This is a genomic window from Streptomyces sp. SS8 (assembly GCF_054072955.1).
In genome coordinates, this window is sequence record NZ_JBSVCZ010000033.1 from 20,710 (window position 1) to 40,909 (window position 20,200).

Genomic DNA, 20,200 nt, shown 5'->3' on the forward strand with positions numbered 1-20,200 from the left:
CCCCGGCGGGCACCGACTCTGGTCACCGTGACAGAACCCAGACACCGGATCCGCGCCCTCCACACCGCCTCGACCGTGACCGTGTACCAGGCGTACGCACCGGAGATCGGCGTGCCCGCCGCCCGGGACGGACGCTTCCCCGCGGCGTGGAAGAGGGACCGGATGACGTGGGTCAAGCCGTCTTTCCTGTGGATGATGTACCGCTCCGGGTGGGGCACCAAGGACGGCCAGCAGACCGTCCTCGCCGTCGAGATCACCCGCGAGGGCTTCGAGTGGGCTCTGGAGCACGCCTGCCTGAGCCACTACGAACGCGGGCTGCACCCCGATCCCGCCACCTGGAGGCGTCGGCTGAAGCGGGCCCCGGCACGGGTCCAGTGGGACCCCGAACGCGACCTGCGCCTGCGGCCGCTGCCCCACCGTTCCCTGCAACTCGGCCTCACCGGCGAAGCGGCGCGCAGGTACGCGGACGAGTGGACGGTGTCCATCACCGACGTCACCGCGCTCGCGCACACGGTTCACGCCCATGTGCGTAACGGAGCGCTGGAGGCCGCCCGGCGACTCCTGCCCGCGGAGCACCCCTATCCCGTGGACGGCGGTCTACTGTCCCATCTGCGCGCCTGACGGGGGGCCGGTCGGGGCATCAAGGCGCCGGCCCGGGCTGGACGGTCCTGCCGCGACCCGCCGACGGCCCCGTCAGCAGCGTCGGCGGGAGTTGGGCCGGGCGGCCCGGCGCGTCAGGTGGTCGCGCTCGGCGAGGCTGGGGGCCTTCCCTGCCGCCTCGGCGTACAGCCGTGCCGCCGTCGCCGTGTCGCCGTCGCGCTCGTGGAGGTACGCCGCCACCGCGGCGCGGCGGGGCAGGGAGTCGTCCAGCGCGGCGAGTGCCGCCAGGCTGGCGCGCGGCCCGTCGGCCTCGCCGACGGCCACCGCGCGGTTGAGTTCGGCGACCGGGCTGCCGGTCAGGCGCACGAGTTCGTCGTACCACTGGACGATCTGCACCCAGTCGGTCTCCTCCACGGTGGGCGCGTCGGCGTGCAGCGCCGCGATGGCGGCCTGGACCTGGTACTCGCCCGGTCGGCCGCGGACGAGGGCCGCCTGCAGGATGTCCACACCTTCGGCGATCAGTTCGGTGTCCCACCGGCCGCGGTCCTGCTCGGCGAGCGGCACGAGGCTGCCGTCGGGTGCGGTCCGGGCGGCGCGCCGGGCATGGTGGAGCAGCATGAGGGCGAGCAGCCCCGACGCCTCCGGGTGGTCGGCGGCGGCCACGAGCCGCCGGGTGAGCCGGATGGCCTCGGCCGCGAGGTCGACGTCCCCGGAGTAGCCCTCGTTGAAGACCGGATAGAGGACGCGTAGCACGGTGGCCACATCGCCGGGCCGGTCCAGGCGTACACCGGCCACGGCGCGCTTGGCCCGGCTGATCCTCCCCCATGGCCTTCGGCATGGGAGGTGCCCCCTGGCCATGGTCGCCTCGGGCACCAGGTAGGCCCGGGCGATCTGGCGGGTGGTCAGTCCCCCGACGGTGCGCAGCGTGAGCGCGACCGCGGACGACGGTGTCAGCGACGGGTGGGCACACAGGAGGTAGAGCCGGAGGGTGTCGTCCACCGCGGGCGCCGGCCCGGGCTCCGGTTCCCGCCCGAGCAGTTCCTCGCGCCGGTGGCGGGCGGCGTCCGCCCGGGTCGCGTCGAGGAACTTGCGCCAGGCCACGGTGACCAGCCAGCCCTTCGGGTCCCGTGGCCGGTCGACGGGCCAGACGCGGAGCGCCTCCAGAAGTGCTTCCTGTACGGCGTCCTCGGCCGCCGCGAAATCGGCTCCGCGGCGGCCGAGGATCGCGAGCACGCCCGGTACGAGGCTCCGGAGCAGCGTCTCGTCCACCTGGGGGTCACTCCGTGGTGGGGGGATGTGCGGCCAGGAACGGGCGCACCTCGAGCCACTCGTGGAGCGGATTCCCGCCCGCTCCGGGTGCGGCCGACAGTTCCCCGGCCAGCTCGACGGCGCGCTCGTGGCTGTCGACATCGATCACCATCCAGCCGGCGATGAGGTCCTTGGTCTCGGCGAAGGGGCCGTCGGTGACCGGCGGGCGTCCCTCGCCGCCGTACCGGACGAAGGTCCCCTCGGGAGCGAGCGCCTGGCTGTCCACGAACTCGTCGGTCTTCTCGAGCCGGGCCGCGAAGTCCTGCATGTACCGCACGTGGGCCGAGATCTCCTCCGGCGTCCACCGGTCCATGGGCACGTCGTTTACCGGGGCCGGGGCGCCGCGGTAGTGCTTGAGCAGCAGGTACTTGGCCATCGTGTCTCTCCTTGGTGCCGGTGCGGCCCATTGTGGCCGCGCTCACCCCGGGGACGGAGCCGGCCGCGGGTTCTCGACATCACCGCGCGGGCTTTCTCGACCCGTGCGGGCGAACCCGGAGGAGCCGTCCCTCACCGGCCGGGCGGCCGGGCGCTCACCGAGCGGGGCGCTCGGCGATCCAGCGGGCGGCCAGCAGACCGGAGGCGGCGGTGAGCACCGCGGCGGCGACGACGGTGGCCTCCAGCCCGAGTGCGTCTGCGAGGACTCCTGCCACCAGCGCGCCGGCGGCGTAACCGATGTCCCTCCAGAAGCGGTAGGTGCCCAGGGCGTTGGCACGCCAGGCGGGATGGGCGTGGTCGGAGACGGAGGCGATCAGGGCCGGGTAGACCATGGCGGTGCCGATCCCGAGCGCGACCGCGGACAGGACTCCGGCCAGGAGCGGACGGTCCAGCAGTGCGAGGGCGAGGACGAAGCCCGCGGCCTGGACGAGCATCCCGGAGACGATCAGGGGCTTGCGGCCGACGCGGTCGGCGAGGTGGCCGGTGGCGATCTGGCCTATGCCCCACAGGATCGGGTAGAGCCCCTTGATCAGCCCGACCGCCGCCAGCCCCAGACCGCGGTCGGTGAACAGCAGGGGGAAGACGCCCCAGGTCAGGCCGTCGTTGAGGTTGTTGACCAGGCCCGCCTGGCTCGCGCCGCGCAGGGAGCGGTCGCGCCAGGAGGTGCGGGCGAAGGTGGCGGCCGGGGCGGTGTTCTCGCCGTCGGGCAGGGGCCTGGAGTGCCGGGCGACTTCGAGGGCGACGTGGGCGGCGGTGTCGCGGACGACCAGGGTCAGTGCGAGGCCGGCCCCGACGAAGACGACGCCGATGAGTTCGGGGACCGGGCGCAGGCCGTAGGCGGTGGCGAGATAGCCGGTAAGCAGGGCGGTGACGCCGACGGCGGTGTAGCCGGCGGCCTCGTTGAGACCGGTGGCCAGACCCCGGCGGGAGGGGCCGACGAGGTCGATCTTCATATTGACGGTCATCGACCAGGTCAGGCCCTGGTTGAGGCCGAGCAGGACGTTGGCCGCGACGATCCAGCCCCATGAGGGCGCCCAGGCCAGGGCGAAGGGGACGGGTACGCCGATCAGCCAGCCGGCGACCAGGAGCTGCTTGCGGCTGAAACGGGCGGTGAGCGCACCGGCGGCGAGATTGGTCATCGCCTTGGTGAGGCCGAAGGCGATGATGAAGGAGAACACCGCCAGGTCGCTGGTCAGCCCGAAGACGTCGGTGCCGATCAGCGGGACGGTGGTGCGTTCCAGGCCGACCAGGCCGCCGACGCAGACGTTGACGATGACCAGCAGGGTGAACTGGAGCCGGTTCTCCGCCAGGCCCAGCCGGACGGGGCGTCCGGCGGCGTCGGGCGGCGCTGCCGGGTGGTCGTCAAAGAACCTCACGGCGCTCCTCCGGGTCTCGGTACGGAAGGGTGGGCCGGTGCGCCCACCCTCGTCTACGATATTCCATGGAATTATGGAGGATTTCATGGAGGGAACTCCGAAGGCCCGGGCCAAGGCCCGGCTCTACGACGCGTTCGCGGCCACAGGCAAGGCCCTGGCCAGCGGAAAACGTCTGGAACTGCTCGACCTGCTCGCCCAGGGGGAACGCACCGTCGACGCGCTCGCCAGGGCGGCCGGACTGAACCTGACCACCGCGTCCGCGCATCTCCAGACCCTCAAGCAGGCCGGTCTGGTCTCCACCCGGCGCGAGGGGGTGCGCGTCCACTACCGGCTCGCCGGCGAGGACGTGGCCCGCCTGTTCGCGCTGCTGCGTGAAGTCGCCCAGGCGCATCAGGCCGCCGTCGAACCGGCCCGCGCCGCCTACCTCGGCCCGGAGGCGGACCGGGAGGTCACCCGGGAGGAACTCCTGGCCCGGGCCGAGTCCGGCGATGTCGTCGTGCTGGACGTGCGCCCCGCGCAGGAGTACGCGGCCGGGCACATCCCCGGTGCGATATCCGTCCCCGTCGGCGAGCTCGCCGAGCGCGTCGGCGAGCTGCCCGACGGGGTCGAGGTCGTCGCCTACTGCCGCGGCGAGTACTGCGTGATGGCCCATGAGGCCGTACGCCTGCTGGCCGGACAGGGCCGCAGGGCGATCCGCCTGAGCGACGGCATGCTCGAGTGGCGCCTGGCCGGCCTGCCCGTCGCCACCGGAACCGGCGCCTGACCCCTCCCCCGGCCGCCGCCCCCCACCCATCACCTCGCCGGTCCCCGGGCACCGTCGGCGTGGCTCTGCAGGCCGCGCGCTCCGAACGCGGACTCGTCGCCGCCGGCGTCCCCGTGCGCGACGCCGACGGCACCGCGCCGGCCGGTCTGTCGGTGTCCATGCCCGGCGTGCGCCACGACCCGCACGACCTCCAGTCGCTGGTGGCGGCCCTGGGCGCCGCGGCGCGGGCGCTGGAGGCGGATCCGGCCGGACGCTCCTGACCGCCCTGCCCGGCGCCCGGTGCGCGCCCGCCGGTGCCGCCCGCTACCGCCGGATGAGGCCGAGTTCGGTGGCGGTGGCGACGGCGGCGGTACGGGACTCGACCCCGAGCTTGGCGTAGACACGGGCCAGATGGGACTTGACGGTCCCCTCGGTTAGGTGGAGCCGGGCGCCGACGGCCTGGTTGGACAGGCCCTCGGCGACCAGGGCCAGCACCTCGGTCTCCCGCCGGGTCAGGGCGGTGCCGGGGGTGCGAAGCCGGTTCATCAGCCGGTCCGCGACGGCCGGGGCCAGCGCGGTGCGGCCCGCGGCGGCGGTGCGTACGGCGGCGGCCAGCTCCTGGGGCGGGGCGTCCTTGAGGAGGTAGCCGGTCGCGCCGGCCTCGATGGCGGGGAGGGTGTCGGCGTCGGTGTCGTAGGTGGTGACGATCACCACCCGGGGCGCCGACGGGCGGGCGGTGATCGCGGCGGTGGCCTCGGCCCCGTTCATCCCCCCGCCGAACTGGAGGTCCATGAGGACGACGTCGATGTCGCCCCCGGCGGCGCGGGCGACGGCGGCCTCGGCGGTGGCGGCCTCGGCCACCACCTCGATGCCGGGTTCGGTCTCCAGTACGGCGCGCAGCCCCGCCCGCACCACGGGGTGGTCGTCGGCCAGGAGCAGGCGGATGGCGGGATCGGTCACGGGCGTGCCCCGGACGAGGTGTCGGGTGAGGGATCGGGGCCGGGCTCGGGCGCGGTGCCGCCGGACCGGCCCAGGGGCAGCCGGGCGGTCAGGACGGTGCCCCGGCCAGGGGCGGAGTCGACGGTGAGTTCCCCGCCGAGGGCGTGTGCGCGGGCGCGCATGGCGGCCAGCCCGAACCCGCCGGTCTCCGGATCGGGTGCGGGCAGGCGGGCGGGGTCAAAGCCGCGTCCGTCGTCGGCGACCTCCACGGTGACGTGGTCGCCGAGCAGGCCGAGGGTGACCTCGGCTGTGGTGGCACCGGCGTGGCGGACGGTGTTGGACAGCGCCGACTGGGCGATCCGCAGCAGCGCGACCTCGTGTGCGGTCGGCAGCGGTCCGAGGTCGCCGGTGGTGCGGAGGCGTACGGCGATCCGGTGATGGGCGCCGGTGGTGGCGCACAGGCGTTCCAGGGCTCCGGCCAGGGTGGTGCCCTCCAGCGCGGGCGGGGCGAGGGCGGCGACGAAGCGGCGGGCCTCGGCGAGGTTGTCGACGGCGCTGCGGCGGGCCTGGCCGACATGGCGGGCGGCGGTCTCCGGCGCGCCGGGCAGGGCCCGCTCCGCGGCCCGCAGCAGCAGCTGGATGCTGGTCAGCCCCTGAGCGAGGGTGTCGTGGATCTCGCGGGCCAGGCGTTCGCGCTCGGCCAGCACACCGGCGGTGTGCTGGGCCGCGGCCAGATCGGCACGGGTGGCGGTGAGCTCCTCGATCAGCTGCCTGCGCCGTTCGCTCTCCCGGTACAGGGCCTGGTACCCCCACGCCACCGCCACCGCCACCGCCGCGCCCAGGGACGGCCCGATCGCCATCGCCGCGCCGAAGGAGCCCTGATGGACGGCGAAACCGCCGGTGGCGGCCGCCGCGGTGGCCGCCACCGCGGCCAGACCGGCGCGGCGGGGCAGCAGATGGAGCTGGAGGAAGTACAGCGGGAACGCCACCCACACCCCGTCCGCGGAGAGGGCCAGCAGCACCAGCCAGGCGGCGCCCACGGAGGCCAGCCACAGCGCGGCGGCCCGCCGCGAGCGGCTCACCCGGGGCAGCAGCGGGCCGGCCGCGTACGACAGACCGCACACCGCCGCCGCGGCGACGACCCACCCGGCGTGCGGGCGGCCGCCGGTCACGGCCCGTCCGGCGGCGAGCGCGAGCAGCCCGACGACCAGCAGATGCAGGCACCAGGTCAGTGCCCGGGCGGTGGGGGTCGGGGCGGGGGCGGCGGTGTTCACAGTCCTTCCATCCTAGGGAGACGGCCCTGGCCCGGCCTCTGTCGAAAGTTGGAACCGGCACGCCGCCCTTCGGCCCGCCGATTGCCGCCCTGGGCCGGATGCCCGCCCGGGGGGCGGCGGCCGAGAGTGGGGGCACACCGCTTTCCCCCGGTGTCCTCTGAAAGGGCGGGCAGCACCGTGTTCGTAGCGTGGAGAGACCTGAAGTTCGCCAAGGGGCGCTTCGCCCTGATGGGCGCCGTCATCGTGCTGATGACCCTGCTGGTCGGGCTGCTGTCCGGCCTGACAGCCGGCCTGGGCCGGCAGAACGTCTCCGCGATCACCTCCCTGCCCGCCGACGCGATCGCCTTCGCGGCGCCGGAGGAGGGCGGGGAGCCGTCGTACGCGGACTCCGCCGTCACCGAGCGGCAGTGGCGGCGGTGGGCCCGGACGCCCGGCGTGAGCGGCGCCGAGCCGCTGGGCATCACCACCACGAAGGCGGCCGCCGGGGGAAGGAGCGCCGGGGTGTCCGTCTTCGGCGTCCGGCCCGGCTCCGCGCTCGTCCCCGACGGCGGGCCCGGCGGCGGGCTGAACGGCGGGCCCGGTGACGCGGTGGTCCTGTCCGCCACCGCCGCCCACGATCTCGGCCTCGCGGTGGGCGACGCGTTCACCCTCGCCGGGCGGCGGGCGACCGTCGCCGCCGTGAGCGGTGACGCCTTCTTCAGCCACACCCCGGTCGTCTGGACCGGCCTGGGCTTCTGGCGGGAGATCACGCCTCCCACGGGCGGGGCCGACGGACCGGCGGCCACCGTCATCGCCCTGAACACCACCTCCGCCGCCGATGTCGAGGCCGCCGACCGGGCGGCGGGCACCAGGACGGTCGCCAGGGACGACTCCCTGTCCGCGATCGGCTCCTACGCCTCCGAGAACGGCTCACTGCAGCTGATGCGCGGCTTCCTGTTCGTGATCTCCGCTCTGGTCGTCGGGGCCTTCTTCACCGTGTGGACCATCCAGCGCAGCGGTGACATCGCCGTCCTGAAGGCCCTGGGCGCCTCCACCGCCACCCTGCTGGGGGACGCTCTCGGCCAGGCCGTCGTCCTGCTGGCCTGCGGCACCCTGATCGGCACCGGCGCGGCCGCGGCCGCCGGTGCCCTCGTCTCCGGCATGGACGTGCCCTTCCTGCTCACGCCCGCCACCGTCCTCGTCCCGGCCGCCGTGATGACCGCGCTCGGGGCGCTCGGGGCCGCCCTGTCCATCCGCCGCATCACCTCCGTCGACCCGCTGACCGCCCTGGGGAGCGCCCGATGAGCCTGCACCTGACCGACGTCACCCTCACCTACCCCGACGGCGACTCCCGCCTGACCGCCCTCGACGGTGTCAGCCTGGACGTGCCCGGGGGCAGCATCACCGCGGTCGTCGGCCCCTCGGGCTCGGGCAAGTCCAGCCTGCTGGCGGTCGCCGCCACCCTCGTCACCCCCGACCGCGGCACCGTCGCCGTCGACGGCACCACGACCACCGGCATGACCCGCGCCGATCTCGCCGGGCTCCGCCGCCGCAAGATCGGCATCGTCTTCCAGCAGCCCAACCTGCTGCCCTCCCTCACCGCCGCCGAACAGCTCCAGGTCATGGCGCGGATCGACGGACGGTCCCCGTCCGGGGCCCGCGCCCGGGCCATGGAACTGCTCGACGCCGTCGGCCTGGCCGACCGGGCCGACCGGCGCCCCCATCAGCTCTCCGGCGGCCAGCGCCAGCGCGTCAACATCGCCCGCGCCCTGATGAACGACCCCACCGTGCTCCTGGTCGACGAGCCCACCAGCGCCCTGGACCACGAACGCGGCGCAGCCGTCGTCGACCTGATCACCCGTCTCACCCACCGGCAGACCACCGCGACCGTCCTGGTCACCCACGACCGCGCCCACCTCACCGCGGTCGACCGGGTCGCCGAGATGCACGACGGGCGTCTGCGCCTGCCCTCCGCCGTCCGGTAGGCCGCACGCCTCCCGCAGGCCCTGGCGCCGGGGGCGATTACCCGGCGGGTAATCGCCCCCGGCGCGTCCGGCTGCCAGGATCGTCCGCGTACGGAAGAACCCGGCCGAACGGAAGGACCCCATGCCCGCCTACGCCATAGCCCATCTGCGGGAAGCGGCCCCGCACCCGGAGATCGCCGAGTACATCGAGCGCATCCCCGCCACCTTCGAGCCGTACGGCGGCCGCTTCCTCGTGCACGGCGCCCAGCACGAGGTGAAGGAGGGGAGCTGGCCCGGGCACGTCGTGGTGATCGGCTTCCCCGGGATCGACGAGGCGCGGGCCTGGTGGGACTCGCCGGCCTACCGGGAGATCGCACCGCTGCGCTCCCGGCACATCGCAGGCGACATCATCCTGGTCGAGGGCGTCGCCGAGGGATACGACCCGGCCACCACCGCGCGGGCGATGCGGGAGGCCCTGCCCGCCGGGTGAGCCGGGACGGCCGGGAGCCGGTCAGGTTTCGAGAAGCGCGGGCCGCACGACCGTGCCTAGCCTGATCACATGGACATCACCATTCACACCGTCTTCCTTCCGCACGAGGACCCGGAGGCCTCCCTGGCCTTCTACCGCGACGTCCTCGGCTTCGAGGTCCGCACCGACGTCGGGGAGGGCCGGATGCGCTGGATCACCGTCGGCCCCGCCGGCCAGGCCGGCACCTCCGTCCTCCTGGCCCCGCCCGCCGCCGACCCCGGGATCACCGAGGACGAGCGCCGCACCATCACCGAGATGATGGCCAAGGGCACCTACGGCTGGATCCAGCTGGGCACGCCGGATCTCGACGGCACCTTCGAGAAGGTGCGGGCCAAGGGGGCCGAGGTCGTCCAGGAGCCGGTCGAGCAGCCGTACGGCGTCCGCGACTGCGCCTTCCGCGACCCCGCGGGCAACCTGGTCCGCGTCCAGGAACTGCGCTGAGCCGGCCGGCCGCCGACGGGAACCGACGGGAAGGAGTTCCGCCATGTGCCGCCCTGCCTGGAGACGCGCGCTCGTCCAGGCGCAGCGCCTGAGCGAGTTCACGCGAATGCGCCGCGTCCGCGACCGGATCGACCGGGAGTACGCGCGACCGCTGGACGTCGAGGCGCTCGCCCGCGAGGCGGGCGTGCCCGTCGCACACCTCGGCCGCTGGTTCCGGCTGGCCTACGGCAGATCGCCGTACGCGTACCTGACGGCACGCCGGGCCGAACGCGCGGTGGCGGCGCGGCGCCGCCGGACGCTCCCGCCGCGCGCCGGAAACGGTGCCGGGGGCGCCCGGCGCTGTGGGATGGTGGACATGTGACGCTGGAGGATCTCGTCCGGCTGCGCCGGGCCCGTGACCTGATGGACCGCGACTACGCGGAGCCGCACGACGTCCCGGCGCTGGCGCGCGTCGCCCTCATGTCGCCGGGCCACTTCTCCCGCAGCTTCCGCGCCGCCTTCGGCGAGACGCCGTACAGCTATCTGATGACGCGCCGGATCGAGCGGGCCAAGGCGCTGCTGCGGCGTGGTGACCTGTCGGTGACGGAGGTCTGCTTCGCGGTCGGCTGCACGTCGCTGGGGTCGTTCAGTTCACGGTTCACCGAGCTGGTCGGCGAGAGCCCGAGCGCGTACCGGGCCCGTCCGCACGACGAGGGCGCCGCCGTCCCGGCCTGCATCGCGAAGATCCACACGCGGCCGGTCAGAAACGGAGAAGCGAAACCCGCTTCCCGTCCGTAGCGTGAGCCCCATGGACATCAACCTGGCACAGTGCTTCATCGCCGTCGACGACCACGACGAGGCGCTCGCCTTCTACCGGGACGCCCTCGGCCTGGAGGTCCGCGACGACGTCAGGTTCGAGGGGATGCGCTGGGTGACCGTCGGCGCGCCGTCGCAGCCCGGTGTGGACATCGTCCTGGAACCTCCCGTCGCGGACCCCAACGCCTCTCCGTCCGACCGGCGGGCCATGGCGGAACTGCTGGCCAAGGGCATGCTGCGCGGCGTGATCTTCTCGACCGAAGACTGCGACGCCACCTTCGAGCGCATCAGCGCCGCGGGCGGCGAGGTGCTGCAGGAGCCGGTCGACCAGCCGTACGGAGTCCGCGACTGCGCCTTCCGCGACCCCGCGGGCAACATGCTGCGCTTCGTCCAGCCCCGTACGCGGTGAGCTGCGGGCCCTCACCGGCGAACGGAAGAAAACACCACACACTCGGATCCGGCCGGGACGAGCCGGCCGGCAGATGGGGGACACCATGAGCACCACCGCGAGGACGGGCACGCGGGCACCCGAGCCGCACGCCGCCGACAGCCACGACCTGATCCGTGTGCACGGCGCGCGCGTGAACAACCTCAAGGACGTCAGCATCGAGATCCCGAAGCGCCGGCTGACGGTGTTCACCGGGGTCTCCGGCTCGGGCAAGAGCTCACTGGTGTTCGACACGATCGCCGCCGAGTCGCAGCGGCTGATCAACGAGACCTACAGCACCTTCGTCCAGGGCTTCATGCCCACGCTGGCCCGGCCCGAGGTCGACGTGCTCGACGGGCTGACGACCGCGATCACCGTCGACCAGCAGCGGATGGGCGCCGACCCCCGCTCCACCGTCGGCACCGCCACCGACGCCAGCGCGATGCTGCGCATCCTCTTCAGCCGGCTCGGCAAGCCGTACATCGGCCCGCCCTCCGCGTTCTCCTTCAACGTCGCCTCGGTCTCGGCGAGCGGCGGGGTCAGGGTCGACCGCGGCGCCGAGAAGACCCGGACCGAGAAGGTGACCTTCAACCGCACCGGCGGCATGTGCACCCGCTGCGAGGGCCGGGGCACGGTCTCCGACATCGACCTCACCCAGCTCTACGACGACTCCAAGTCGCTCTCCGAGGACCCGTTCACCATCCCCACCTACACCGGGGACGGATGGGTGGTGCGGATCATCACCGAGTCGGGCTTCTTCGATCCTGACAAGCCGATCCGCGAGTACACCGAGAAGGAGCGGTACGACTTCCTGTACCGCGAGCCGACCAAGGTGAAGGTCAACGGCGTCAACCTGACCTACGAGGGGCTGATCCCGAAGATCCAGAAGTCGTTCCTGTCCAAGGACCGGGAGTCGATGCAGCCGCACATCCGGGCCTTCGTGGACCGGGCGGTCACCTTCACCGAGTGCCCCGAGTGCGACGGCACCCGCCTCAGTGAGCAGGCCCGGTCGTCGAAGATCGAGGGGATCTCCATCGCCGACGCCTGCGCGATGGAGATCCGCGATCTGGCCGAGTGGGTCCGCGGCCTCGACGAGGCGTCGGTGGCACCGCTGCTCACGGCGCTGGGGCAGTCCCTCGACTCCTTCGTGGAGATCGGGCTGGGCTACCTCTCGCTCGACCGGCCGGCGGGCACACTGTCGGGCGGCGAGGCGCAGCGGGTGAAGATGGTCCGCCACCTCGGCTCCTCCCTCACCGACGTCACCTACGTCTTCGACGAGCCCACCACCGGCCTGCACCCGCACGACATCCAGCGGATGAACAACCTGCTGCTGTGCCTGCGCGACAAGGGCAACACCGTCCTCGTCGTCGAGCACAAACCCGAGGTCATCGCCATCGCCGACCACGTCGTCGACCTCGGCCCCGGTGCCGGGACGGCCGGCGGCACCGTCTGCTTCGAGGGCACCGTCGCAGGACTGCGGGCCTCGGACACGCTCACCGGCCGCCATCTCGACGACCGGGCCGCCCTCAGGAAGACGGTGCGCGAGCCCTCCGGCACCCTGGAGATCCGCGGCGCGGCGACGCACAACCTGCGAGACGTCGACGTCGACATCCCGCTCGGGGTGCTCTGCGTGGTCACCGGCGTGGCGGGCTCCGGCAAGAGCTCGCTGGTGCACGGATCGCTGCTGCGCCAATCGGAGGCCGACGGCACCGGTGTCGTCTGCGTCGACCAGACACCCATCCGCGGTTCCAGGCGGAGCAACCCGGCCACCTACACCGGGCTGCTCGACCCGGTCCGCAAGGCTTTCGCCAAGGCGTGCGGTGTGAAACCGGCGCTGTTCAGCCCCAACTCCTCGGGAGCCTGCCCCGCCTGCAACGGCGCCGGCGTCGTCTACACCGACCTGGCCATGATGGCCGGGGTCGCCACCGTCTGCGAGGAGTGCGGGGGCAAGCGGTTCCAGGCGTCGGTGCTGGAACACCGCCTCGGCGGGCGCGACATCAGCGAGGTCCTCGCGATGCCGGTGGCGGAGGCCGAGGAGTTCTTCGGCTCCGGTGAGGCCCGCACCCCGGCCGCGCACCGGATCCTCGGCCGGCTCGTCGACGTCGGACTCGGCTACCTCACCCTCGGCCAGCCGCTCACCACACTGTCCGGCGGCGAACGGCAGCGGCTCAAGCTGGCCACGCACATGGGCGAGAAGAGCGGCGTCTACATCCTCGACGAACCGACCACCGGTCTCCACCTCGCCGACGTCGAGCAGCTGCTCGGCCTGCTCGACCGGCTGGTGGACTCCGGGAAGACGGTCATCGTCGTCGAGCACCACCAGGCGGTCATGGCGCACGCCGACTGGATCATCGACCTCGGCCCCGGCGCCGGTCACGACGGCGGCCGGATCGTCTTCGAGGGCACCCCCGCCGACCTCGTCGCCTCCCGCTCCACCCTCACCGGCGAGCATCTGGCGGCCTACGTCGGCGCCTGAGTCGCGAGGCTCCCGCCGGCCTCTCTCCGGAGCGGTCGGCCGGAGCCGCTCAGCCGGTCCCGGTCCGGCCCGCCGCAAGCCGCGGCGGGCCGGACGGCCGTTCAGAAGGACACGTCGATGTAGTCGATGTCGGTGAAGGCGACATCGAGGTGTTCGGCTCGGCGGCCGCCGTCGCGGAAGTACTCCTCCCGCAGGCCCTCGGCGACGATGTCGCGCAGCTGCCGGTCGTCGGCCCCCTGCTGGCGGGCGGCGAAGAGGCGGTCGGCGTAGGCGGGGGGAAGGTGGACGGTCAGGCGGCGCAGGCGGGGATCGTCGGTGGAACCGATGGGGGCCGAGTAGCCGAAGCGGGCGCGGGTCTCGATGGTGATGCCGCCGGTGGTGGCGGCCTCGCGGCGGCGGCGCCTGCGCACCAGGGGCTGCCAGCGGGCGCGGACGGCGGCGTCGATGCGGTCGGCGATGTGCCGGGGCGGGTTCTTCCGGTCGCCTCTGCGGTAGCGCTCCACCGAGCGCTGGCTCACGCCGAGTTCGGCGGCCACGGCGCGGGTGGTCTTGAGCTTGCCCAGCAGGAAGTTGATCCGGGCCTGGAGGGACTTGGGCGGGTTGCGGGTGAACGTCTCCGCCTCGGCGCGCTCGATGGCGTCGTCGATCTCCCCCACGGGTCACTCTCCTTCGTCCAGGACGGCGTCGACGCCGTCCTTGATGTGGCGGGCGGGGTTGTAGCCCTGCTCCATCAGATCGACCGCCCAGGCCAGCTGCGCCACGCCCTCGACCTTGCACAGGCCCGGGCTGGGGCCGAGGCGGAAGGAGCCGGGCAGGGGCTTGCCGGAGGCGGTGCGGGGCAGGAAGTCCAGCGGTGAGTCGCCGGGGCTGGGGTAGACGACGCAGTCGGAGAGCACGGCCAGGGGGTACAGGCCGGTCGCCTCGGCGGTCCTGAGCATCTTGCGGTGCATGTTGACGCGGGCCCTGGAGATGACGGCCGCGCGGATGTCGGGGCGCCAGGTCGGGCGCTGAAGGGCCGGCCAGCGCTCCCCGTCGCGGTGGTGGCGGCCCTGGGGGCGCTCGCGGAGCTTGCCGATGCCGCCCTTGACGGTGGCCTTGATCGCGGTGAGGACCATGGCCAGGGCGGGATCGGTGTGCCTGTGGCGCTCCATCGCGGCGAGGTAGGCGGTGTCGTTGAGGTCCCGGGTGACGCCGAGGTCGGCGAGGGTGTCGAGGTAGGCGGCCTTGAGCCGGTCGTGCCAGGGGTCGAGGTACGCGCCGCTGTCCCGGCGCAGATACGCCTCGGCGGGCCGGACGTCGTACCCCAGTTCCTGGGCGTAGGCGACGGTGGGGGTGGCGTACCAGGCGGGCCCTTCGGGGCGCTCGCCGGTGGGGGTGAAGGGTGAGGGCAGGCGCGGGTCCAGGTCGATGTGGGACAGGTCCACGTACCAGCAGCCGGGGATCTTCTTGTCGAAGGCCGGGCGGATGACGTGCTCGGGGCCGGACAGGCCGACGGCGAGACGGGCGGCGGCGGCCAGGAACGCGGTGTTGATGTCCAGGCCGACGGCGAACGGCAGCAGGCATTCGGCGTCCGACAGCAGGTCGACCCCGCGAACCCACTGGTAGACCTCCTCGTCCAGGAACCCCCCTTCCCAGCCCTGGGCCACGGGATGCCCGGCGGGCGCCTCGGGCGGGGCGGGGTCGACCGGTTCGGTGCCCAGTGATCCGGGGTTGCGGCCGGAGACCCAGGCGCCGCTGCCGGCGTCCCGCACGGCGCGGGTGGGCGGGCGCAGGGCGGTCATCAGCTCCAGGCCGGTCACGGCCGTGGAGCCGCGCGGGGTGATGACCCGGGTGGCGTAGAGGCCCAGCGCGTCGGCGAGCCGGGCCGGTTCCAGGTCGGCGGCGCCCGGCCAGGCCCGTGGGTCGAGCGCGTCCCAGGACAGGATCGCCAGCTGTACGCACTGCCGACGGCCTTCGGAGGCGGGGCGGTAGACGCGGGCCCAGGGCCCGAAGCCGCGTTTGGTCAGCTTCCACCGCGCCTTCGTCAGCTGTTTGACCACCGGGTGGTCGTCGGGCAGGCGCAGGGTGCGGCGGGCCTCGTGTCCTTCCAGGCGCTCGGGCAGGCCGAGTTTCACCGCCGCGGCCGCGGTGAGCACGATCAGCGGATCGGAGTCCCGGCCCGCGCGGTGCAGACGGGGTGCTCCCAGGCCGGATTCGGCCAGTGTCCACTCCACCAGCTCGGGGATGGTCGTGGCCGGGCACTCCAGGACGATGCCCTGCGCGCCGTACGCGAGGCCGTCGCCGTCCAGGACGGCCAGCGGGCCGTGCCGGCAGGACCGGTAGGAGGTGTCGGCGGCCGAGGCGGCGGTGTCCGGCGCCGCTGGCCGCTCACGCGCCGGGCGGGACGGCGGCGCGGGCTCGGGGGGCCGCTTCGCGTCCGGCACGGCGGCCGGCCCCGGCCCGGCCGGAGGCTCGGAGGGCGTCGCGGGTGCGGCGGGGACGGCGGCCGGCTGCCCGGAGCCGGGGGCCGCGGTCGGTGCCTGCGGTGCCTGCGGTGCCTGCGGTGCCTGCGGTGCCTGCGGTGCCTGCGGTGCCTGCGCGGACGGGGGTGAGGCGGCTTCGGTTCCGGGGTACTTCGCGGCCCAGCCCTCCAGCAGCCGCTGGTACGCCTGCAGCCGTGGCGGCCTCGGCTCCGCGCGCCCGTTCTCCCAGTTCTTCACCGTCTGCAGCGTGGACTTCATCGCCTGGGCCAGACGGGCCTGGGTGATTCCGGCGGCCTCCCGCAGCCGGGCCCGCTCCGCCGGGGGCGGCAGTTGCGGCTCCTCCTCCAGCAGCGCGTCCACGGACGCGAACAGCTCCTCCTCGGTGGGCACGCCTTTCACCTCCGCCGGGAAGTTATCAGATTCGCCTCTTTCCCATGTCGCCTCCAACCAGCGCTTTCAACCCCCTCCCCGCTCCCCCCGGGGGGCACCGGGCGCCCGGTACCCCGCGCTGCCCGGCCCTGAGCTCGCGCCCCCGTATCCAGGTGAAGGCGGGTCCTCACCGGCAGCCCCCGAAAGACGGGAGAGGAGCCGCAGTGGCACCCGATGGCACTCCATGGCGCCACGTGGCTCCAGTTGGCACCCAATGGCGCCAGAACACACCCCCAAAGCCCCGCGTGCACGTATGAAGCCGCAGCCAAACAGGCCATCGAAGCGGCGTTTCCGCAGCTCAATAAGGATTCCCTCGCCCCTCCCCCACACAAGGCGCCATCCGGGCTTGCGCATGGCACCACATGGTGCCATCATGGCGCTATGGACCTCACTCCGTATGTCGACACCCTCCGCCGCGAACTCGCGGTGGCCGCCGAGGCCGGTGGCGGTGAAGCCCGTGAGCTGGCCGAGAGGCTCACCACCCCTCTGGAGTCGGCGGCCCGGCTGACCATGCTCAACGTGCTCTCCGCCGCGATGGACGAGATCACCCGCGAACTCGCCCCCGGCTCGGTCGACGTACGGCTGCGCGGGCTCGACCCCGAATTCGTGGTGATGCCGCCCTCCGACATCGCCCCCATGGAGCCCTCCGCACCTGCCGAGCCACTCGCGCCCCCAGTCCCGGCCGACGGCGAGGAGGGCGGCACCGCCCGCGTCAACCTGCGCCTTCCGGCCCATCTCAAGGCCCGGGCCGAGGAGGCCGCGAGCCGCGAGGGCCTGTCGGTCAACGCCTGGCTGGTGCGCGCCGTGTCGGCCGCGCTCGACGGCCACCACCCCCGCCCGGTGGAGAAGACCCGGACCATCGGGCAGAGCTACACGGGCTGGGTGCGCTAGCCCGCGCCCGGCGCTCGCACCACCTCACCCACACCACGTCCCACCAGCGGGGACGTCACCAAGACCCAGGAGAACGGGACAGCCATGCCTTCTTTCGACACCCCGGAACCGATCTCGGCCACGGCGCACGTGGAGGCCGGTTCCATCCGGTTCACCGCGGGCGACCGCCTCGACACCGTCGTCGAGGTGCGGCCCCGCGACCCGAAGCGGGAACAGGACGTACGTGCGGCCGACCAGACCGAGGTCGCGTACTCCGGCGGCGCCCTGACCGTCAGGACACCCAGGCGGCGCCACATCGTCGGGCGCACCGGCACCGTCGACGTCACGGTCGAACTGCCCGCGGACTCGCACGTCGACATGACCGGCGCCTGGGCCCAGGTGCTCGGCGAGGGCCGGCTCGGCGAGGTCCGGGTGAAGACCTCCTCCGGCGACGTCCGCCTCGATACGACCGGGCCGCTGAAGCTGACGGCCTCCCACGGCTCGATCACCGTCGACCGGGTCGAGGGTCCGGCCGAGATCACCACCAGCTCCGGAAGCCTGCGTGTCGGCGCCGTCCGCGGTCCCGCCGCACTGAAGAACTCGCACGGCACCACGACTGTCGGCACCGCGGCGGACGAGCTGCGGGTGAGCGGCTCCAACGGCGACATCGACATCACGCGCGCAGAGGGCCCGGTCGTCGCCACCACTGCCCACGGCACCCTGCGCGTCGCCGAAGTCGCTCGCGGGACAGTCCAGTTGGAGACCTCCTACGGAGCCATCGAGGTCGGCGTCCGTGAAGGGACGGCCGCCTGGCTCGACGTCAGCTCCGCCCGCGGGCAGGTGCGCAACACCCTCGCCGCCTCCGAGGCCCCGCAGAAGACCGAGGACACCGTCGAGGTACGCGCCCGGACCCGCTACGGCAACATCGACATCCGCCGAGCCCGGGCCTGAACACCGGCCCCGCGGGCCGGCTCGCCCCACCACTTCACCGTTTCACCGCTTCGGCCTCCGAGAGGGAGGACTCCATGCCTTCATCTGTCATGCCCACATCCAAAAGGAACGGTGGTTCACGACCACCCGCCGCCGTCTCCGCCACCGGGCTGCACAAGTCCTACGGCGGCAAGACCGTCCTCGACGGCATCGACCTGCACATCCCGGCCGGGGCCGTGTTAGCGCTGCTCGGACCCAACGGCGCCGGCAAGACCACCACCGTCAAGATCCTCTCCACCCTCATCGGCGCCGACGGCGGCCGGGCCCTGGTCGCGGGCCACGACATCGCCAGGTCACCGCAGTCCGTGCGCGCCGCGATCGGCGTCACCGGGCAGTTCTCCGCCGTCGACGGCCTGATCACCGGCGAGGAGAACATGCTCCTCATGGCCGGCCTGCACCACCTGTCCAGGCGCGAGGGGCGGCGGGTCACCGCCGAACTGCTGGAGCGTTTCGGCCTGACCGACGCGGCGAAGAAGCCCGCCTCCACCTACTCCGGCGGTATGAAGCGGCGCCTCGACATCGCCATGACACTCGTCGGCGGCCCGAGCGTCATCTTCCTCGACGAACCGACCACCGGCCTCGACCCCCGCGCCCGTCACAACATGTGGGAAGCCGTCCGTGACCTCGTCACGAGCGGCACCACGGTCCTCCTCACCACCCAGTACCTGGAGGAGGCCGACGAACTCGCCGACCGCGTCGCCGTGCTCGCGGGCGGCAGGATCGCCGCCGAGGGCACCCCCGACGAGCTGAAGCGGCTGGTGTCCGGCGGCCATGTCCGCCTCCGTTTCACCGACCCGGCCGCCTACCGGTGCGCCGCCGGCGCACTGCGCGGGGCCACCCGCGACGACGACTCCCTCGTGCTGCGGATCCCCAGCGACGGCAGCCAGCGCGAGGTGCGCTCCGTTCTCGACCGGCTGGACTCCGTCGGTGTCGAGGCGGACGAGCTGACCGTGCGCACTCCCGACCTCGACGACGTGTTCTTCGCCCTGACCGGCGGCACCGACCAGCCTTCCCAGGAGACCTCCCGATGAGTTCCCTGCCCCTCGCCGTCCGCGACTCGTCCACGATGGTGCGCCGCAACCTGCTGCACGTGCGGCGCTATCCGTCCCTGACGCTGAACCTCCTGCTCACCCCGATCGTCCTGCTGCTGTTGTTCGTCTACGTCTTCGGCGAGGTGATGAGCGCGGGCATCGGCGGCGCCGACCGCTCCGCGTACCTCGCCTACCTCCTGCCGGGCCTGCTGATGATGACCATCGGCAGCACCGTGGTGGGCACCGCGGTGTCGGTGTCCACGGACATGTCCGAGGGCATCGTCGCCCGTTTCCGCACGATGGCGATCCACCGCGGCTCCGTGCTCATCGGGCACGTCGTCGGCAGTGTGCTGCGGTCGGTCGCCAGTGTGGTCCTCGTCGGCGCCGTCGCCGTGGCCATCGGCTTCCGGTCCTCGGACGCGACCGCCCTGGAGTGGCTGGCCGTTTTCGGGCTGGTGACGCTGGTCGCCCTGGCGCTCACCTGGATCGCCGTCGGAATGGGTATGGTCAGCCCGAACGCCGAGGCGGCGAGCAACAACGCGATGCCGCTGATCGTCCTGCCGCTGATCTCCAGCGCTTTCGTCCCCGTCGACGCGATGCCGGGCTGGTTCCGGCCGGTCGCCGAGTTCCAGCCCTTCACGCCGGCCATCGAGACCCTGCGCGGCCTGCTGCTCGGCACCGAGATCGGCCACAACGGCCCGCTCGCCGTGGCCTGGTGCCTGGTCCTCGCCGCACTCGGACACCTCTGGTCCAAGTCCCTGTTCAACCGCGACCCGAGGTAGCGCGACGACCGCGCGGGCCGTCCTGTGGCTCCGCCCCGCGCGGCGCGGTGTCCCCCCGGGCCGGCAGCCGCCGGCGGCCCGTCGCACTCCCGCAGGAGCACATCGAACGCCTCGCCAGCGGCGCCGGCGGGGATCGTCCGCAGGACGGTGGCACGGCCGGGCGAGGTGATGGCGTAGTGCCGGGCCGAGAAGGAGAGGCCTCCCCACCGCGCTGCCGGTCATGGGCTCGCAGCAGGACCTGGCCGCATCCGTCACAGGCGGTCCACGGCAGGAGGACGTAACCGGCCGGGCCTGGACCGGCTCCGGCCGCCGGCCCGCCGACGGAACCGCCCTCCTGTTCGACCAGCCTCA

The 20,200-nt window shown here is 73.4% G+C and carries 22 protein-coding genes; 15 read left to right on the plus strand and 7 right to left on the minus strand.

Annotation, left to right across the window (positions count from 1 at the left end):
• Positions 1–27 precede the first annotated feature (27 nt).
• Positions 28–621 carry a DUF4291 domain-containing protein gene (locus ACW69E_RS24825; protein ID WP_457500523.1) on the plus strand — a complete coding sequence of 198 codons (594 nt, stop codon included), beginning with the start codon at positions 28–30 and terminating at the stop codon, positions 619–621.
• A gap of 72 nt (positions 622–693) precedes the next feature.
• On the opposite strand, the gene ACW69E_RS24830 is transcribed toward ACW69E_RS24825, so the two are convergent.
• The 3 genes from ACW69E_RS24830 to ACW69E_RS24840 all read right to left on the minus strand — a co-directional run bounded on the left by ACW69E_RS24830 (position 694) and on the right by ACW69E_RS24840 (position 3,719).
• On the minus strand, positions 694–1,869 hold the full coding sequence (locus ACW69E_RS24830; protein ID WP_457500524.1) for an RNA polymerase sigma factor: 1,176 nt from the start codon (positions 1,867–1,869) through the stop codon (positions 694–696).
• A 7-nt stretch (positions 1,870–1,876) separates the two neighbouring features.
• Complete coding sequence (locus tag ACW69E_RS24835) at positions 1,877–2,284, minus strand: YciI family protein (RefSeq protein WP_457500525.1); 408 nt, start codon at positions 2,282–2,284, stop codon at positions 1,877–1,879.
• Positions 2,285–2,438: 154 nt separating this feature from the next.
• Positions 2,439–3,719, minus strand: a complete 1,281-nt coding sequence (locus ACW69E_RS24840; RefSeq protein WP_457500526.1) for an MFS transporter — start codon at positions 3,717–3,719, stop codon at positions 2,439–2,441.
• 85 nt (positions 3,720–3,804) lie between these two features.
• On the opposite strand from ACW69E_RS24840, the gene ACW69E_RS24845 reads away from it, so the two are divergent.
• Together ACW69E_RS24845 and ACW69E_RS24850 are read left to right on the plus strand one after the other, a co-directional pair.
• Positions 3,805–4,482 (plus strand): ArsR/SmtB family transcription factor, encoded by a 678-nt coding sequence (locus ACW69E_RS24845; RefSeq protein WP_457500527.1) that lies wholly within the window; start codon positions 3,805–3,807, stop codon positions 4,480–4,482.
• Positions 4,483–4,541: 59 nt separating this feature from the next.
• Complete coding sequence (locus ACW69E_RS24850) at positions 4,542–4,742, plus strand: IclR family transcriptional regulator domain-containing protein (protein ID WP_457500528.1); 201 nt, start codon at positions 4,542–4,544, stop codon at positions 4,740–4,742.
• Positions 4,743–4,785: 43 nt separating this feature from the next.
• On the opposite strand, the gene ACW69E_RS24855 is transcribed toward ACW69E_RS24850, so the two are convergent.
• Both ACW69E_RS24855 and ACW69E_RS24860 read right to left on the minus strand, forming a co-directional pair.
• Positions 4,786–5,421 carry a response regulator gene (locus ACW69E_RS24855; protein WP_457500529.1) on the minus strand — a complete coding sequence of 212 codons (636 nt, stop codon included), beginning with the start codon at positions 5,419–5,421 and terminating at the stop codon, positions 4,786–4,788.
• Complete coding sequence (locus ACW69E_RS24860) at positions 5,418–6,674, minus strand: sensor histidine kinase (RefSeq protein ID WP_457500530.1); 1,257 nt, start codon at positions 6,672–6,674, stop codon at positions 5,418–5,420. The genes ACW69E_RS24855 and ACW69E_RS24860 overlap by 4 nt, the downstream gene beginning before the upstream one ends.
• 177 nt (positions 6,675–6,851) lie before the next feature.
• Here ACW69E_RS24860 and ACW69E_RS24865 point away from each other — a divergent pair, with 177 nt between their 5' ends.
• The 8 genes from ACW69E_RS24865 (at position 6,852) to ACW69E_RS24900 (ending at position 13,285) form a co-directional block, all read left to right on the plus strand.
• A complete protein-coding gene (locus tag ACW69E_RS24865; RefSeq protein ID WP_457500531.1) occupies positions 6,852–7,958 on the plus strand; it encodes an ABC transporter permease in 1,107 nt (368 codons plus the stop codon).
• Positions 7,955–8,638: an ABC transporter ATP-binding protein gene (locus ACW69E_RS24870; protein ID WP_457500532.1), complete on the plus strand. Its 684-nt coding sequence runs from the start codon at positions 7,955–7,957 to the stop codon at positions 8,636–8,638. The genes ACW69E_RS24865 and ACW69E_RS24870 overlap by 4 nt, the downstream gene beginning before the upstream one ends.
• A 121-nt stretch (positions 8,639–8,759) precedes the next feature.
• Positions 8,760–9,107, plus strand: a complete 348-nt coding sequence (locus ACW69E_RS24875; protein ID WP_457500533.1) for a DUF1330 domain-containing protein — start codon at positions 8,760–8,762, stop codon at positions 9,105–9,107.
• Positions 9,108–9,176: 69 nt separating this feature from the next.
• Positions 9,177–9,587, plus strand: a complete 411-nt coding sequence (locus tag ACW69E_RS24880) for a VOC family protein (protein ID WP_457500534.1) — start codon at positions 9,177–9,179, stop codon at positions 9,585–9,587.
• A 43-nt stretch (positions 9,588–9,630) separates the two neighbouring features.
• Complete coding sequence (locus ACW69E_RS24885) at positions 9,631–9,948, plus strand: hypothetical protein (RefSeq protein WP_457500535.1); 318 nt, start codon at positions 9,631–9,633, stop codon at positions 9,946–9,948.
• Positions 9,945–10,364 (plus strand): helix-turn-helix domain-containing protein, encoded by a 420-nt coding sequence (locus ACW69E_RS24890; protein ID WP_457500536.1) that lies wholly within the window; start codon positions 9,945–9,947, stop codon positions 10,362–10,364. Before ACW69E_RS24885 ends, ACW69E_RS24890 begins: the two co-directional genes overlap by 4 nt.
• Positions 10,365–10,374: 10 nt before the next feature.
• Complete coding sequence (locus ACW69E_RS24895) at positions 10,375–10,791, plus strand: VOC family protein (protein WP_457500537.1); 417 nt, start codon at positions 10,375–10,377, stop codon at positions 10,789–10,791.
• Positions 10,792–10,876: 85 nt separating this feature from the next.
• Positions 10,877–13,285 carry an ATP-binding cassette domain-containing protein gene (locus tag ACW69E_RS24900; protein WP_457500538.1) on the plus strand — a complete coding sequence of 803 codons (2,409 nt, stop codon included), beginning with the start codon at positions 10,877–10,879 and terminating at the stop codon, positions 13,283–13,285.
• A 101-nt stretch (positions 13,286–13,386) separates the two neighbouring features.
• Here ACW69E_RS24900 and tpg read toward each other — a convergent pair whose 3' ends face one another.
• Together tpg and tap are read right to left on the minus strand one after the other, a co-directional pair.
• Positions 13,387–13,941 (minus strand): telomere-protecting terminal protein Tpg, encoded by a 555-nt coding sequence (gene tpg, locus ACW69E_RS24905; RefSeq protein WP_237881330.1) that lies wholly within the window; start codon positions 13,939–13,941, stop codon positions 13,387–13,389.
• A gap of 3 nt (positions 13,942–13,944) precedes the next feature.
• Positions 13,945–16,137: a telomere-associated protein Tap gene (gene tap / locus ACW69E_RS24910; RefSeq protein WP_457500539.1), complete on the minus strand. Its 2,193-nt coding sequence runs from the start codon at positions 16,135–16,137 to the stop codon at positions 13,945–13,947.
• Between the two features lie 420 nt (positions 16,138–16,557).
• Between tap and ACW69E_RS24915 the strand changes: the two genes are divergently transcribed.
• The 4 genes from ACW69E_RS24915 (at position 16,558) to ACW69E_RS24930 (ending at position 19,849) form a co-directional block, all read left to right on the plus strand.
• Positions 16,558–17,067 carry a toxin-antitoxin system HicB family antitoxin gene (locus ACW69E_RS24915; RefSeq protein ID WP_457500540.1) on the plus strand — a complete coding sequence of 170 codons (510 nt, stop codon included), beginning with the start codon at positions 16,558–16,560 and terminating at the stop codon, positions 17,065–17,067.
• An 84-nt stretch (positions 17,068–17,151) separates the two neighbouring features.
• Positions 17,152–17,997, plus strand: coding sequence for a DUF4097 family beta strand repeat-containing protein (locus ACW69E_RS24920; protein WP_457500541.1), 846 nt, complete (start codon positions 17,152–17,154; stop codon positions 17,995–17,997).
• An 89-nt stretch (positions 17,998–18,086) separates the two neighbouring features.
• Positions 18,087–19,067: an ATP-binding cassette domain-containing protein gene (locus ACW69E_RS24925; RefSeq protein ID WP_457500555.1), complete on the plus strand. Its 981-nt coding sequence runs from the start codon at positions 18,087–18,089 to the stop codon at positions 19,065–19,067.
• A complete protein-coding gene (locus ACW69E_RS24930) occupies positions 19,064–19,849 on the plus strand; it encodes an ABC transporter permease (protein ID WP_457500542.1) in 786 nt (261 codons plus the stop codon). Before ACW69E_RS24925 ends, ACW69E_RS24930 begins: the two co-directional genes overlap by 4 nt.
• The last annotated feature ends 351 nt before the right edge of the window (positions 19,850–20,200 follow it).

Coding starts and splice junctions, on each gene's coding strand:
- ACW69E_RS24835 (WP_457500525.1), bottom strand. CDS start 2,284: ATGGCCAAGTACCTGCTGCTCAAGCACTACCGCGGCGCCCCGGCCCCG.
- ACW69E_RS24845 (WP_457500527.1), top strand. CDS start 3,805: ATGGAGGGAACTCCGAAGGCCCGGGCCAAGGCCCGGCTCTACGACGCG.
- ACW69E_RS24870 (WP_457500532.1), top strand. CDS start 7,955: ATGAGCCTGCACCTGACCGACGTCACCCTCACCTACCCCGACGGCGAC.
- ACW69E_RS24875 (WP_457500533.1), top strand. CDS start 8,760: ATGCCCGCCTACGCCATAGCCCATCTGCGGGAAGCGGCCCCGCACCCG.
- ACW69E_RS24880 (WP_457500534.1), top strand. CDS start 9,177: ATGGACATCACCATTCACACCGTCTTCCTTCCGCACGAGGACCCGGAG.
- ACW69E_RS24885 (WP_457500535.1), top strand. CDS start 9,631: ATGTGCCGCCCTGCCTGGAGACGCGCGCTCGTCCAGGCGCAGCGCCTG.
- ACW69E_RS24895 (WP_457500537.1), top strand. CDS start 10,375: ATGGACATCAACCTGGCACAGTGCTTCATCGCCGTCGACGACCACGAC.
- ACW69E_RS24900 (WP_457500538.1), top strand. CDS start 10,877: ATGAGCACCACCGCGAGGACGGGCACGCGGGCACCCGAGCCGCACGCC.
- ACW69E_RS24915 (WP_457500540.1), top strand. CDS start 16,558: ATGGACCTCACTCCGTATGTCGACACCCTCCGCCGCGAACTCGCGGTG.
- ACW69E_RS24920 (WP_457500541.1), top strand. CDS start 17,152: ATGCCTTCTTTCGACACCCCGGAACCGATCTCGGCCACGGCGCACGTG.
- ACW69E_RS24925 (WP_457500555.1), top strand. CDS start 18,087: ATGCCCACATCCAAAAGGAACGGTGGTTCACGACCACCCGCCGCCGTC.
- ACW69E_RS24930 (WP_457500542.1), top strand. CDS start 19,064: ATGAGTTCCCTGCCCCTCGCCGTCCGCGACTCGTCCACGATGGTGCGC.